17 protein-coding genes and 1 riboswitch are annotated in these 14,820 nt (G+C 39.5%); of the genes, 5 read left to right on the top strand and 12 right to left on the bottom strand.

Annotated features, from left to right (window positions below; all coding sequences use genetic code 11):
* Positions 1-36: 36 nt before the first annotated feature.
* Positions 37-2,130: an EAL domain-containing protein gene (locus AAEM60_RS08905; RefSeq protein WP_299740507.1), complete on the bottom strand. Its 2,094-nt coding sequence runs from the start codon at positions 2,128-2,130 to the stop codon at positions 37-39.
* Positions 2,131-2,368: 238 nt separating this feature from the next.
* On the opposite strand from AAEM60_RS08905, the gene AAEM60_RS08900 reads away from it, so the two are divergent.
* Positions 2,369-2,656, top strand: coding sequence for a hypothetical protein (locus AAEM60_RS08900; protein WP_299740505.1), 288 nt, complete (start codon positions 2,369-2,371; stop codon positions 2,654-2,656).
* A gap of 250 nt (positions 2,657-2,906) precedes the next feature.
* Positions 2,907-3,374 carry a YkyB family protein gene (locus tag AAEM60_RS08895; protein WP_299740504.1) on the top strand — a complete coding sequence of 156 codons (468 nt, stop codon included), beginning with the start codon at positions 2,907-2,909 and terminating at the stop codon, positions 3,372-3,374.
* Positions 3,375-3,473: 99 nt separating this feature from the next.
* On the opposite strand, the gene AAEM60_RS08890 is transcribed toward AAEM60_RS08895, so the two are convergent.
* Positions 3,474-4,403, bottom strand: coding sequence for a chemotaxis protein (locus AAEM60_RS08890; RefSeq protein ID WP_299740503.1), 930 nt, complete (start codon positions 4,401-4,403; stop codon positions 3,474-3,476).
* Between the two features lie 173 nt (positions 4,404-4,576).
* On the opposite strand from AAEM60_RS08890, the gene AAEM60_RS08885 reads away from it, so the two are divergent.
* A complete protein-coding gene (locus AAEM60_RS08885; protein ID WP_299740501.1) occupies positions 4,577-4,777 on the top strand; it encodes a hypothetical protein in 201 nt (66 codons plus the stop codon).
* 44 nt (positions 4,778-4,821) lie between these two features.
* Here the strand turns inward: AAEM60_RS08885 and queE are convergent, their stop codons facing one another.
* From queE to corA, 4 genes are all read right to left on the bottom strand, one after another.
* Entirely contained in the window at positions 4,822-5,547 is a 726-nt protein-coding gene (queE, locus tag AAEM60_RS08880) for a 7-carboxy-7-deazaguanine synthase QueE (protein WP_299741281.1), read from the bottom strand.
* Positions 5,541-5,975 (bottom strand): 6-carboxytetrahydropterin synthase, encoded by a 435-nt coding sequence (locus tag AAEM60_RS08875; RefSeq protein WP_299740499.1) that lies wholly within the window; start codon positions 5,973-5,975, stop codon positions 5,541-5,543. The genes queE and AAEM60_RS08875 overlap by 7 nt, the downstream gene beginning before the upstream one ends.
* Positions 5,976-5,977: 2 nt before the next feature.
* Positions 5,978-6,637 carry a 7-cyano-7-deazaguanine synthase QueC gene (gene queC / locus AAEM60_RS08870; protein WP_299740497.1) on the bottom strand — a complete coding sequence of 220 codons (660 nt, stop codon included), beginning with the start codon at positions 6,635-6,637 and terminating at the stop codon, positions 5,978-5,980.
* 124 nt (positions 6,638-6,761) lie between these two features.
* Positions 6,762-6,806, bottom strand: a riboswitch (PreQ1 riboswitch).
* A gap of 187 nt (positions 6,807-6,993) precedes the next feature.
* The gene (gene corA / locus AAEM60_RS08865) at positions 6,994-7,989 is read right to left on the bottom strand and encodes a magnesium/cobalt transporter CorA (RefSeq protein WP_341357837.1); all 996 of its coding nucleotides are present in this window, start codon (positions 7,987-7,989) and stop codon (positions 6,994-6,996) included.
* A 137-nt stretch (positions 7,990-8,126) separates the two neighbouring features.
* On the opposite strand from corA, the gene AAEM60_RS08860 reads away from it, so the two are divergent.
* On the top strand, positions 8,127-9,278 hold the full coding sequence (locus AAEM60_RS08860; protein WP_299740493.1) for an aminotransferase A: 1,152 nt from the start codon (positions 8,127-8,129) through the stop codon (positions 9,276-9,278).
* Positions 9,279-9,323: 45 nt separating this feature from the next.
* Here the strand turns inward: AAEM60_RS08860 and AAEM60_RS08855 are convergent, their stop codons facing one another.
* Positions 9,324-9,500 carry a hypothetical protein gene (locus tag AAEM60_RS08855; RefSeq protein WP_341357836.1) on the bottom strand — a complete coding sequence of 59 codons (177 nt, stop codon included), beginning with the start codon at positions 9,498-9,500 and terminating at the stop codon, positions 9,324-9,326.
* A 353-nt stretch (positions 9,501-9,853) separates the two neighbouring features.
* Here AAEM60_RS08855 and AAEM60_RS08850 point away from each other — a divergent pair, with 353 nt between their 5' ends.
* The gene (locus AAEM60_RS08850; protein WP_341357835.1) at positions 9,854-10,528 is read left to right on the top strand and encodes a GNAT family N-acetyltransferase; all 675 of its coding nucleotides are present in this window, start codon (positions 9,854-9,856) and stop codon (positions 10,526-10,528) included.
* A 166-nt stretch (positions 10,529-10,694) separates the two neighbouring features.
* On the opposite strand, the gene ptsP is transcribed toward AAEM60_RS08850, so the two are convergent.
* From ptsP to AAEM60_RS08825, 5 genes are all read right to left on the bottom strand, one after another.
* Positions 10,695-12,416 carry a phosphoenolpyruvate--protein phosphotransferase gene (gene ptsP / locus AAEM60_RS08845; RefSeq protein WP_341357834.1) on the bottom strand — a complete coding sequence of 574 codons (1,722 nt, stop codon included), beginning with the start codon at positions 12,414-12,416 and terminating at the stop codon, positions 10,695-10,697.
* Positions 12,416-12,682, bottom strand: a complete 267-nt coding sequence (locus AAEM60_RS08840) for a phosphocarrier protein HPr (RefSeq protein WP_299740485.1) — start codon at positions 12,680-12,682, stop codon at positions 12,416-12,418. The genes ptsP and AAEM60_RS08840 overlap by 1 nt, the downstream gene beginning before the upstream one ends.
* Positions 12,683-12,996: 314 nt before the next feature.
* Positions 12,997-13,260, bottom strand: a complete 264-nt coding sequence (locus AAEM60_RS08835) for a hypothetical protein (protein WP_299740483.1) — start codon at positions 13,258-13,260, stop codon at positions 12,997-12,999.
* 81 nt (positions 13,261-13,341) lie between these two features.
* Positions 13,342-14,124 (bottom strand): iron export ABC transporter permease subunit FetB, encoded by a 783-nt coding sequence (gene fetB / locus AAEM60_RS08830; protein WP_299740481.1) that lies wholly within the window; start codon positions 14,122-14,124, stop codon positions 13,342-13,344.
* 18 nt (positions 14,125-14,142) lie between these two features.
* Positions 14,143-14,757 (bottom strand): ABC transporter ATP-binding protein, encoded by a 615-nt coding sequence (locus AAEM60_RS08825; RefSeq protein WP_341357833.1) that lies wholly within the window; start codon positions 14,755-14,757, stop codon positions 14,143-14,145.
* Positions 14,758-14,820: the final 63 nt, after the last annotated feature.

Genomic DNA, 14,820 nt, shown 5'->3' with positions numbered 1-14,820 from the left:
TCTTCAAGGCTGCTTCAAGTAATTAGGGGAGGAACATTACATAAGAACAAATTGCTGTTCCTCGATTTCCTTCGGGCAAATCGGTTTACTAAAGAAGTAGCCTTGAGCTTTTTGGCAGTTCGCCTCTTTAAGAAATTCGACTTGCCCCTCACTTTCTACACCTTCAGCAATCACTTCAAGCCCCAGGCTATGTGCAAGATGGATGATAGTAGTCGTTATGGCAGAGTCCTTCTGATTCATTCCAATTTCTCTCACAAAGGATTGGTCGATCTTTAATATGTCGATTGGAAATCGTTTCAAATAATGAAGTGAAGAATATCCTGTTCCAAAATCGTCAACAGAAATGTACACACCCAGATTTTTAAGCTTTTTCAGCATTTTCAATGTTTGTTGAGTGTCTTGCATGGCTCCCTCCGTAATTTCAATTTCTATGCATGAAGCAGGAATATTATACGTTGATAAATAGAAATCAATTCTATCCACTAATTGCTCCTGCAGAAATTGCTTAGGCGAAATATTGATGGCCACACGCACTGTCCTGTAACCTTTTTTCCTCCATTTTTGCAATTGTAAACATACTTGCTCCATTACCCATTCGCCAATCTGATCAATCAAACCTGTTTCTTCTGCCAAGGGAATGAACTGTGCCGGTGATACAAACCCAAATTTGCGGTTGTTCCAGCGAATTAACGCTTCGAAGCTATCAATCGCACCGGTCGATAAATTCACCTGTGGTTGATAATGGACGTACAACTCACCCTTTTGAATGGCTTTTCGTAAGTGGGATTCCATAATGATATAATTAGGAAAGCTTGATTTCATATGCGTTTGATAGAAGCGATAATGAGCTCTTCCTTTTTCTTTTACTTCAAAGAGAGCTTGAGCAGCTTTTTGAATGAGTGAATTAGAATCATATCCATCTGCAGGATAACGGCTGATTCCAATCGAAGGAGAGATATAAAACTCCTGCTCATCAATAGTAAAAGGATCTTTGAACAGCGCTAAGATTTCCTTCGCCTTCGTCTTGGTATCTTCAAAATTACTATTCTTCAACAGATAGATAAATTCATCACCGCCTTGCCTGTACAATAAACATTCTTCATTCGTAAGAGTTACCAAACGTTCTGTGATCTTTTGGAGAAACCGGTCGCCCCCCTTTAAACCAAGGGTGTCATTTACAAATTTAAACCGATCTAAGTCCAAGTATAAAAGCGAGAGCTCTATACCTCTTTCTTCCATATTATGAATGATTAAAGGAACATGATCATCCAGTGCTTTCCTGTTCCAAAGACCAGTTAATTGATCATGTAGAGCCATATAATGAATCATTTCATTCTGTTCATGGTGCTTGGTTATATCCTTCACGATAATATAACAACCATCACACTTTTCTTCTACTACGATGGGGATCATTTTTAGCTGAGTGATCTTCTTTTCTCCTGCTTCGTTTAGAAGAAGACAATTAACAATGGAAGAGGGCGTTCCCTTCAAAGCTTGAGTAAGTGACTCGGTTAGGGTGTACTCATTTTGAGAATGAAACAAATCATAGATACTCATGTTTACAAGGGTTTCTTTCAAATAGCCGGTTAATGTGCATCCTGCTCCGTTAGACTCTTTTATGAACCCATGGGAGTCCAGAATAAATATGGCATCCAGATTATGTTCAATAATGGATTTGTATCGTTCTTTCGCTTTTTCTAATTTCTTCTTCTCTGCAATGGACGAAGAAATATCTCTTGTAATGGAAACAACGTACTCTACTTTTTCATATCGATTCTTGATAGGTGTAAGAATCGATTCATTTACAACTTGACTTCCATTCGAAAGGAAAAACGTATCCTGATAGATAATGCTCTCTCCTGATTGCACAAGTTCAATGTATTTCTTCTGTATGTCAGTAGCCGTCTCAAATGAAACTACTTCCTCCAATAAGCGTCCCATATCCTCATGTTGAATGGACGTGTACCTTCTAGCTGATTCATTTATGTATAGGTACCTGAAAGCAGGTCCCTCCTCAACCTTCATAATGAAAATCATATCATGAATATGATCTAAAATTAGTTCTTTCAAAACAGTGTCAAGCACCTCTTGACCTTGTCCAATGGTATTGTTATTGTTAGTCGATTTCATGGATTCGTCATCCTCTTAGGCTTCTGTCATTTTCAGTATTAAGTATCCTGATTATATTTTACTAGTTAAACTAAGAATTTCCTACATTCCTGTAAGAATATACACTATTTTCTTTATATTCCATTACTTCAGACCCATTCGATCACTTGATTCATCTGCCTATTATATGTGAGACAGGCGCGTTGGTCGATTTTGAACCATACACTAAAGTGAATAGAGAGAGGAGGTTTTTCGTTTAATGTATCGACATGCATATTACCCATATCAGAGTTATCCACAGTATAGAGGAGGAGATCAACGCTTCTTCCCCTTCTTTGGATTACCGTTTTTAGCAGGTGGTTTAGCCGGATTGGCCATTAGCCCGTTCCTTTTCAACAGACCTTGCTACGGTCCTGCTTGTTATCCACCTTACCCGCCATACGGAGGGTATCCTTATCCTGCTTACCCACAACCATACGGAGGGAATAATTTTCAATCATCACCGTACAACTTTACAGAGAATATTAATATATACCCCCAAAGATAATAAAAAGGCTCACCTGAAAATGTATGGAGTACATTCTTTAGGTTGAGCCTTTTGATATTTACTCTCTACAAGTTTCACCTTTAGGACCGGGTACTCCTTTTCCCGCTTAAGTTAATTTATATTTCATCCAATAGAAAGAACGCCGTCCCAAATATACTTATCTTTCAAAAAGAAACTCCCCACCGTACCTTTCCAATACCAGAAAAAGGAGGTATAATGGAGGTTAATACAATGGAAAGGAGCCAATAACTTGAGGAATACTAGTAAATCCACCCCTTCTTCCACATCCGTAATTACCCTCTCTCAAGCTATTTTCACTGTGAATCGTCATGCGAAAACAGCAGGTAACCCAAAATACTTATATTCATTAAAAAAACGAGCTTTAATGAAAATGATCCGGGAAGGTAAAGCGAAGAAAGTTGGACTTCACTTCTCCAACAACCCAAAGAACAGCCAACAACAATCTGACGTATTGATTGATTGCGGAGATTATACCTTTCATATCCCACCATCAAAGGAAGATTTCAAGGACCTGCCTCACCTGGGGTCGCTTGATCAATCGTTAAGAAATCCTAGATGTAAGATGGGACTTCAGCAGGCAAAAGGAATTTTAGAGCAATATACAGGGATGTCCGAACAGAATGAAAAGCCTCGAAAGCCCGGAAAGAACAATTATCAAAAACCCGTCTTCAAAAAGTTGGGCGATAGCTTCTTTTAATGCTCAACGATTTTAGTACATTAACGCATATTTCTTCTAAAGGGTTCCGGCCAAATGAAATGCTGGGACCCTTTTGTATGTCTTTATTTGCCCTAGCTTCTACAATATATGTTGATCGATTTTCATAATGAGTTCAGCAATATCCGGTTTACTGATTTGATCTTCTGCTCCGACCATTTCACCTTTATGTTTTAAATCTTTTGTAATTAGTGAAGAAAAAATGATTACAGGCAGTTTACTGAGCTTAGAATGACTCTTGATTCTTTTGGTCAAATGATGCCCGTCCATTTGCGGCATTTCAATATCTGTTAACACAAGCTGAACAGTCTCTTCAATATCTTGAGTTCCCCCAACTAGTGACTCCAGATAGTTGAATGCATCGGCTCCATTTTCGAAGAACTCCACTTCGTCATATCCTGCTTCACTCAACGTATCATTCAAAAGCTTACGGAGTAGAGGAGAATCCTCCGCAGCAACAATCTTCTTATTCTTTCTCTCCCTTGGTCCCAACCTCTTCACTTGTTCCACCCGGATCCCTGTGTCAGGATTGATTTCCAGCATAATACTCTCAAAATCCAATAACAATATCATTGATTCGTTTCGCTTGATGACCCCTATTATTCCGGAATGAACCCCTGAATACATTTCTGAAGGCTTATCAATCTGATTCCAGGAAATCCGATGAATTTGAGTTACGTTATGTACGTGAAAAATGACCTTTTGTTGATTAAACTCAGCAACAATATACTTTGATTTGGGTGTTTCCTCCTCTTCCACACCAAGAACCCTTGCCATATCAATAACTGGAAGAACCTCTCCCCTCAATTGAATGAGCCCTTTCACATGATGGTGGGAATGAGGAATGGGAATGACTGGAGTGGGTTGAATAATTTCCTTCACTTTAATCACATTTATACCAAATTTATTGTGTTGAACTTCGAATTCAACTATCTCTAGTTCATTGGTTCCACTTTCAAGAAGAATACCGTTTGTTTGATTCAATTGTATTTCGTCCTTCCATACAAACATGAGTATTTGCCTTACTCTTCTTATATCGTACATTTAAGAAACATCTTTACAGGTAATCATGAAAAAGTCGGCAGTCCGTTCGGGAATCTTTTTCAACCCTCACTTTCTATACCGTGACCTAAAAGGTAATAGAAAATGAATCCCTATACATACTAAGGAGAGGAGGTGTTTATATGACCGATCGTAGGTTTTCAGATAACCAGCCCCTGCCTGATTTTGATGAAATAAGTGACCACATTCTTCCCGCACAAAACAATCTTCCCATTATTGCCTTTGGGAAGAACGTGGATGGAAAGGACGAACCCTTTGAACTTTCTTTCATAGAAGGTCAAAGGAAAATAAATCAGGAGCAGAATGAAAATCCTCGAAAGTAAAAAGGAAAAAGCGATTGAAAGGCTTCCCTTCAATCGCTTTTCTCTTACACTCCACGCTTGTTCCCCCATACCAAGGTATGCAATTGCGGGAGTACCCGCACCTGATTTAATTCTTCCCTATCACAGACCTTTTCAATGAGCGTTTCATAATCCAATAACAAGTTTGATACCAGTTTAGGTGTATCTCCTTCAGAAACAGAAGGATTACCTGTCTGGATGTAGAATGGAACATCAGGATAGCGTTTATGAATTTCTGTGGCATATACTAAATCCTGTTCGTCAAAGACAACTACTTTTAAGCTGAATTGTGAGCGATTTTCATTTAATCGATGAACGATATGATCCAGTTTCTCAAAGTCAGTCCCCATTTTCGAACTTGGTGGCTTTGGAGAAAGAGTCAGATCATCTATATCATAGAACCAATCCTGCCAGCGGCTTCCTTGTGTTTCTAAGGCCGAAGCAATATCATTCTCCTTTAAAATCTCGATAAGCTCCTTCAAATGAGCCAATAGAGCAGGATTCCCGCCTGAAATCGTTACATGGGAGAACTTATTTCCCCCTACTTCTTTTAGTCTGTTCCACACTTCTTCAGCTGTCATAAGCTGAATATCCTCTTTGGCTGAACCATCCCACGTAAATGCAGAGTCACACCATGCACAACTATAATCACATCCGGCAGTTCGGATAAACATCGTCTTTTGACCAATTACCATACCTTCACCCTGAATGGTTGGACCAAATACTTCTAAAACGGGGATTTTCTTCATGATTGTCTCCCCTTTGGTCTGTATATGACGTAACTTGTCGGTGTTTCTCTTAAAAATACTTGAAGGCACTTAGGCTGGTGAGGCAGTGTATCTAAATGACCCTGAATGATTTCCCACATCACTTTCGCTACAACTTCAGTGGTGGGGAACATATTGCCGTTCTCTGCAGAAAACAATTCATCTTCGTTCATGACCTTATGATCAAATCGCTTATGAATCAGATTTTTGATGTGTTGGAAATTAATAAGAAACCCGGAATCATCAAGCTGATCCCCTCCAATAGTAATATTGGCAAAGTACGTATGACCATGGATATCCTGACAGCTTCCTGCATCTGCATGTGGTATATAATGGGCTGCCGCAAAATGCATATCTTTATTTAATTCAAATTCATACGTGTGGTCAGGAGTCGGGTAGATTTGTTGTATCATCTTCACTCTCCCCCTTTACTTGCACTTTTATATTCTTCCAGCCCTTTTTGTCTAAGCTGACATGCAGGACACTCACCGCACCCGCTGCCTTTTATTCCATTATAGCAAGTGAGTGTATTTTCCTGTACATAACGGAAAGCACCTAAATCATCTGCCATTTCCCACGTTTGTGCTTTATTGATCCACATGAGTGGAGTATGGATGACAAACTGATCATCCATGGATAAATTGAGGGAAACATTCAAGGATTTGACAAAAATATCCCGGCAATCGGGATAGCCGCTGAAATCCGTTTCACATACACCTGTTACAATATGCCGTGCTCCGATTTGCTTCGCTAGTATGCCTGCAAATGACAGGAATAATAGATTTCTTCCTGGAACGAATGTAGACGGTAATTCACCATCCTGATGAGTGATCTCTTCATCTGCCCGTGTTAAAGCACTTGGTGCCAATTGATTTAATAAACTCATATCTAATACATGGTGAGGGACTTTCAGATCTTCTGCAATCTCTTTTGCACAGTCCAGCTCTGTAACATGCCTCTGACCATAGTTAAATGTTACCGCTTCTACTTCTTTAAATTGTTGTTTTGCCCAAAACAAACACGTTGTACTATCTTGACCTCCGCTAAAAACGACTAACGCTTTCTCTGTGTTCATAAAAGGTCTCCTTTCTTTTCTACAGGCTCTTTTGCCATGAAAAGAAGAAAGAGATTCTGTAATACCCTATAACGTTGGCTTTAAAATTGCCATTAACAAAAAATAACGACACCTAAGGATGCCGTTTTCCTTAGTTTTTTATAGAGGGTTGTGCTAGAACCTCTCGGGACTCTTCTTTAGTCCCAATTCTTCTTCTTTTGTCCTCAACCAATATAACGTTTTTTTTCAAAAAAATCTACCGTTTACGGGAATTTCATCGGAAATTTAATCACCATCGTGACCGCCGCTGATCATTTGCATGATACCCAGATAAAAAAGCAGAACTCCCCTTTGGAATCACTGCTTTTTTACCTTAATTATTTTAAACGAAGGAGCCTCCTTCGTTTTCTACGTTTTTTCGTGCTGAATCTGAGCCAGCCTATTTTCATAAAGAAACCAAACATGATCAGCGCTATGATACCCATAACCCCGAGAACGATAAAGTATCCGCTTCTCTCATCGAGTTCCGGCATATAGACAAAGTTCATCCCATACAGACCCGCAATAAACGTAAGAGGCATAAAAATCGTCGTAATGACGGTTAAGGTCATCATGATATTATTCATTTTATCTGAGTTAATGGATAAATAATTATCCCGGATATCTGATGAAAATTCACGATACGATTCAAGCATCTCGACAAGCTTAATTAAATGATCGTACACGTCATTAAAATAGAGCTGCTCTTCTTTGAGTGCATTCAATCTGCCGGAATTGCTGATACGATACAATAAATCCCTCATGGGCACAAGGGTTCTTCTTAACTTTGACATATCATGACGAATATCGAATAATTCATCCATCAGATCACTATCCGAATCTTCATTCGTGTTATCTTCTATCTTATTGAGGCGATCTTCAATACGATAAACCAGAGGAAAATAATCGTCCACTAACCGGTCAACAATTCCATGCATGACCTTAAAAGGACTGAGCTGATCCCCTTCTTGCCGAACCTTTTCCCATACATTATTGATTTCCCTGACAGGCTGTTTATGAAAGGTTACGATAAAACTTGCGTTCACAAACATATTAACTTCATGGGAATCCAGTGTCTTCTGATTAATGGCATGCTGAAGGACGAATATGTATTGATCATAAAAATCGAGCTTAGCCCGCTGACTGAAATCGTCCAGGCAATCCTCTATCGCAAGTGGATGGAATCGAAAATACAGCTTAAGTAACCGGACATCCTTGCTGGTCGGCTCTGAAAAATCCACCCAATACCATTTAACACCATTTTCTTTAATTCTGGATAAGGGAACATTCTGTTCAATTTCCCCATTTTCCATAATAATACTCGTGCGAATCATATGGCTCTCCCTAACTGACATTTATTTATTTATTTTTTTATCCTTTCCCTTTTTCTTCACCATTCAAACAAAATCACTACGTAAAAGATGGAATTAATGATAAAATATGAATCAAATTATTAAAGTAGGTGTACGTATTGGAACAGTATATTAACCCTCGGATCAAGGACATCCAGATATCAGGAATTCGAAAGTTTTTTAATATGGTGGCAGACATAGACGACATCATTTCCCTGACAATCGGTCAGCCGGATTTCCCTACCCCACAACATGTCAAAGACGCGGGTAAGGCTGCCATTGATGATGACTTCACTTCCTATACCCATAATGCAGGATTTCTCGAATTACGTGAAGCTGCGGCTTCATATGTAAAAGAAAAATATAATGTACATTATAACCCTGTAAATGAGGTCATAGTCACAAACGGAGCTTCTCAGGGGATCGATGTGATTCTTCGTACCATCCTATGCGAGGGAGATGACTGCCTTATCCCGGGACCCGTGTATCCAGGCTATGAGCCCATCATTAAACTTTGTGGTGCTAATCCCATACATATTGATATCACACAAAATGATTTTAAGTTGGATGCCGCTCTTATTGAGGGGAGCTTAACCCATTCTACAAAGTGTGTCATATTGCCTTATCCATCCAATCCAACTGGGGTAAGCTTATCCAAAGCAGAATTGAAAGAGATTGCCGACTTGCTTAGAAATAGAAATATATTTGTGTTGGCTGATGAGATTTATAGCGAGCTTACCTTTGATGATTCGCATTATTCCATTGCCGAATATTTAAGAGAACAAACCATCGTCGTCAATGGTCTATCTAAATCACATAGTATGACTGGTTGGAGGATAGGGCTGGTATTCGCTCCAGAATCAATTTCTAAGCATCTAATAAAGGTTCACCAGTACAATGTTTCCTGTGCTTCTTCCGTTTCTCAAAAAGCAGCATATGAAGCTCTTACAGTGGGAAAAGATGATGCGGCAGATATGAAGAAAGAATATAAGAAACGAAGGGACTATGTATACAACCGATTAATTGAGATGGGATTTAAAGGAATCGTCAAACCCGACGGAGCCTTCTACTTTTTCGTCAAAATACCTGACCGGATTCTTCTGAGTTCATTTGATTTCTCGTTGGCACTTGCCCAAGAGAAAAAGGTGGCTGTCGTTCCTGGAGATGCTTTTTCCCAGTTCGGCGAAGGATACTTCCGACTATCCTATGCCTGCTCCATGGACCAGCTGACAGAAGGGCTTGACCGTATCCAATCCTTCATCCAAACCTGACGAGAGGGACGGACCTTGCCTGGCAAGGTCCGTCCCTCTTCATGATTACCCTTTATATTCACCGTTATTTTTAGATGCTTTTTCTTTTTTGGCTTTGTCTTTGTGTATTTTGTTTGTTGCCGCACTTCCGATTTCGTGGGCAAATTCCGTATTGATCTTAGAGGAATCGAATCCTTTTTTGTTCTTCTGTTGTGGATCATTCTTTTTTGTACGTTTCGCCATTGCTTTTACACCCCTTTTATTGATCATGCCTATCCTTCAATGGATCAGCACAAGATTATTATTTGCTTTCTTCTTTTTCCCTATACGAACCAGCTGCCGGTATAAAAAGAGCAAAAAAAGAACCAACCCAGTCAATGAGTTGGTTCAAAAAAAAGGAAAAGGGGGTGTTAGTGAGAAATTAATCTCCAATTTCATGCTTAATTATAGAATACCCGCTTTCCAGAATGATAAACCGCCCTTCTGAAAAAAATTCAGTTTTTTTTTAGAAGAAAAGTTATTTCAGTAAAACACTTTAAAAAAGCGCTTTCATAACGTATAATAAACAAGTAAATTCTGAGGAGTGAGGTTCTGACATGTACATGAAAGAACAGTATGTTTTCAGAAACGATCAAATTTATAAAGCTGTTATCAGAAATTATTCCAAGGATGATTTCGACGACTTGATATCCGTTCAAAAAAGAGCATTCCCACATCCCTTCCCATCAGAATTGTGGTGGAATAAAGACCAACTCGCTCATCATTTGTTTCATTTCCCTCTTGGGTCCATGTGTGTGGAAGTTGACGGGAAGTTAGTGGGGAGTATGACAAGCTTAATCGTCGACTTTGATCCGTTAGAACCTCATCATACGTGGGAAGACATAACCGATGATGGATATATCCGGACTCACAATGAAAATGGAAATACATTATATGTGGTAGATCTATGTATCGACCCTGATTATAGGGGATTTAAACTTGGAAAAGTCTTGATGAATGCCATGTTTGAGATTGTGGTTCATTTAAAATTGGATCGCTTACTTGGCGGCGGTCGGATCCCTACCTATCATAAAGTGGCCAAAGATTTTCCGATTGATGATTATATACAGAAATTAACGAGTGGAGAATTCAAGGATCCCGTCATTACGTTTCTTCTGCAAACAGGACGCACTCCATTAAAAGCGGTTAAAGGGTACCTGAAGGATGAAGAATCTTGTGACTATGGGATTTTAATGGAATGGAAAAATCCTTTTAAAAGTTCAAAGTTCTAACGCATTTTGCAAAAAATGTACTCCCTGAAAAATAAAAAAAGGGATTGAAAGAACAATACGTTCCTTCAATCCACAAGAAAGGGGGAAATGAGAATGAAAAGGCCCAAAGGGTGTGCCTTATTCTACACAAATATAATACCCTCATTTCCACCATCTAAACCTAAATTTATTCCATTGATGTCGCTTTTTTCACAGCAGAAATGACAGCATCATTGGTGTCTAATTGTAGTGCTTGCTCTGCCAGTTCTTTCATTTCAGCACGATTCAACTGACGGATTTGAGAACGTGCACGTAAGATCGATGTCGCACTCATAGAGAATTCATCCAAACCTAATCCCAGAAGGATTGGCACTGCAATCTCATCTCCGGCCATTTCACCACACATACCTGCCCATTTGCCTTCTTTATGAGCCGCATCGATCACCATTTTGACTAGACGTAAAATGGCAGGGTTATACGGTTGATATAAGTAGGAAACCCGCTCATTCATGCGGTCGGCAGCCATTGTGTACTGAATCAGATCATTGGTTCCGATAGAGAAGAAGTCCACTTCCTTGGCAAAAACATCCGCCATTACAGCAGTTGATGGAATTTCTACCATGATTCCCACTTCAATATGATCAGCTACGTTCGTACCATTCTCAAGAAGAGCTTTTTTCTCTTCTTCAAGGATGGCTTTCGCTTCTCTGAACTCTTGAAGATTTGAGATCATCGGGAACATGATTTTCAGATTTCCGAATGGGCTGGCCTTTAATAACGCTCTAAGCTGAGTACGGAAGATATCCTGTTCGTCCAGACAGAGTCGGATTGCACGATACCCTAGGAATGGATTCATTTCTTTTGGCAGATTTAAGTAAGGAAGCTCTTTATCTCCACCGATGTCAAGGGTACGAACCACTACAGGTTTCCCTTCCATACCTTCTAATACTGACTTATAAGCTTCGTATTGCTCGTCTTCAGACGGTAATTCGTCACGACCCATGTATAGGAATTCTGTACGATACAGACCTACACCTTCTCCACCGTGATTCTTAACCCCTTCAAGATCCTTAGGTGTCCCAATGTTGGCAGCAAGTTCTACATGCTCTCCATCCTTGGATACCGTTGGTTCATTGACAAGCTTCGCCCATTCAGCTTTTTGTTCTTCATATCGGGCATGCTCTTTCTTATACTCTTCGATGACTTCAGGAGTCGGATTAATATGTACTTCTCCATTTAATCCGTCAACGATGATCATGTCACCATTTTCAACAGAGGAGGTAATAGATTTCGTTCCCACTACAGCTGGAATCTCCATTGAACGTGCCATAATGGCCGAGTGAGATGTTCTTCCACCGATATCCGTTGTAAATCCTTTAACAAATTCACGGTTTAATTGTGCCGTATCAGAAGGTGTTAGATCCTCTGCGATCACAATCACTTCTTCTGTCACCATGCTTGGGTTCGCAATCTGTACGCCCAATAGGTGTGAAAGGACACGTTTCGTCACGTCACGGATATCCGCGGCACGTTCTTTCATGTATTCATTGTCCATGGATTCAAACATCGATACAAACATATCCGCTGTTTCTTTAAGGGCGAATTCAGCGTTTACATTTTCAGATTTCACTTTGTCTTCGATTGGTGTCAGTAGTTCTGGATCGCTTAGGACAAGAAGATGCGCTTCAAAGATTTGAGCTTTATCCTCACCTAAATCAATTCTTGCTTTATCACGGATCGCTTCAAGCTCTGACTTTGACGTCGCAATGGCTTCCTGAAAGCGTGATACTTCCCGTTCAGCATTGTCTACGTTTTTCTTTTCAAAGCTTAGGTCGGGTTCAACTAAGCGATACGCTTTCGCTATGGCAATACCATTTGATGCTGCAATTCCTTTTAAAAGACTGGACATTACTCAGCTAAACCTTCTTTGTTCAATGTTTCTTGTAAGCTGCTTAACGCTTCTTCTTCGTCGCTACCTTCAGTAATGATTGTGATATCTGCACCTTTACCAACACCTAAAGACATAACACCCATGATTGATTTCAAGTTTACTTTCTTTTCTTTGTATTCTAGATGTACATCGCTGTCGAATTTGCTTGCCGTTTGAACTAGTAGAGTTGCCGGACGAGCGTGAATTCCTGTTTCAGCTGTAACTGTAAATGTTTTTTGTGCCATGTGAATCGACTCCTTAATTTATCTTGTTTTTGGTTGCTTCATTAAAGTAATGGATTATGTAGAATTCGTCAACTATTTCTAGTAAATAATCCATTCCTACTATAAAGCTGTTCAATAAAAAAGAATAGCATGCAATGAAGATATACACAATTGTAAAGCTTGATTTTTTTAGTATTTCATAAATTTGCCACTGTTATGAACCTATTTATGTAAAAATCAAGATGTTTTTTACAAAATAAAAACTGACTCTCCCATCACCCCATTCCGATTAGGAGATGGAATCTTTAGTATGAGTCAGTTGTGTCATTGCGATACTATTCTTTTTCTATGATTTCTGATTTAGCTTTCATGATATTGTAGCCGATTTTCGCTTTTATGATCGTGCCTTTCAGTGTCATTTCATGATCTTCAGACGTGTTTGTATATACGTTCACTAAGTCACATATGCAGCGAGAGAATAATTCTGAGAGCTGTTTTAATTCCTGCACCCCATGTTGACCATCCTCTTTCATGAGTTCTTCCATGACATCAATGGCTAAACTTTTCACTCTTAGAGCCTGCTCTGTTTGGTAATTCATATAGAACTCTCCCCTTTCCTACCATTCTTTCACTATCATATGCAAGAAAAACTAGATTAGAACGGGAGAGCTATAGGGTATCTAAACATTCAATTGGGCATCTTTCGTAAATAATTGCTTATATCCTAATAAAATAAAGATGATGACTGTTAAGGCTACGCTCCCCACAATGCCTAAAAGTATGGCAATCTGATACTCGATGGCCACTAATGGACTTATCCCCGAAAGGATCTGCCCTGTCATCATTCCAGGTAAAAAGATGATTCCCATCCCTAACATATTATTAAGAGTGGGAAGAATCGCTGCATCAAAGGCATTGTCTACATAGGTCTTGGAAGCTGCTTTAGGGGTTGCTCCAAGCATGAGGGCACCTTCTACCTTTTCTCTTTGATCCTTTAATCCCCCTAATAGAGTATTAATCCCCAATGTGATGCCCGTCATGGAATTACCCACGATCATCCCGGCAATGGGTATGAAATATCTCGGTTCATACCAAGGGGAGAAGTGAATCACCACCATATTAAAGTAGAATAAGCTAATAAGTGTTCCGATAAGTAAAGATAAAGCAGCAATCCCTTTCAGTTTCTTATCCATCTCATATTTAACTTGTTTAAAGATATTCCTGATGGCGAAGGCTTCCATGATCAAAATGATACTTAATGTAAGCCACGGACTCGGATTGTCAAAAATATAGGTCAGTATGTATCCTGCGACGATCAGTTGGAGGGTCATTCTAAAAGATGCAAGGATAATCTGTTTCTCTCTCGAAATCCCCCGCCACTTCACAATAAATAACAATAGAAGAACAAAGACATATGCAGCTAAAAATCTCCACAGCTCTATATCAATAATTCCATTTTCCACTAGTATTCTCTCCTTCACTTATTTTGAAAGGCTAATCGTCTCTTCACCATATTGCTCGGCAACATTCATCGAATGAGTCACCATAATTACGGTCCCGTCATGCCCTTTTGTACACTTAATAAAGCTTTTCATCACTTCGATCTCGGTTTCTTCATCAAGGGCCGAGGTTGGCTCGTCCAATAAATAGACAGTTGGCTTCATCAATAGTACCCGGCCAAGGGACAGGCGTTGTCTTTCCCCTCCGGATAACCTTTCAGCAAGCTCATCCAAAGGTTTATCCAGCTTTACAATTTCCAGGGTTTTCATGAGCTCCTCACGACTTGCAGGGGGCTTCTCTGAAAACATAAGACCCTTCTGCAAATTCTCTTCTACCGTTTCCCCGAATAATAAGGGGGTTTGTGAAATCATCACTACTTCTCTTCGAAGTTTTACAGGGTCAATTTCTTGTAAGGGAGTCTCATTATAATAAACCTTTCCTTCATCTGGTATATTCATTTTATTTAATAACTTCAGGAGGGTGGACTTACCTGCACCGCTTTCACCGATGAGGCAGGTTGTTTTGTGTGAGGATATCTCCATGCGATCGATGTTTATTATTTTTTTAAATATTACTTTTTCTAATTGAAACAGCACTATCTTCACCTCTCATATATTCACATTTATCATACCCTAAAGAATCATGAATTAAAGAAGCTG

The organism is Rossellomorea sp. y25 (assembly GCF_038049935.1).
Classification (GTDB): Bacteria; Bacillota; Bacilli; order Bacillales; family Bacillaceae_B; genus Rossellomorea.
Note: the sequence above shows the minus strand (reverse complement) of the source record. Positions and strands in the feature narration are given on the sequence as shown.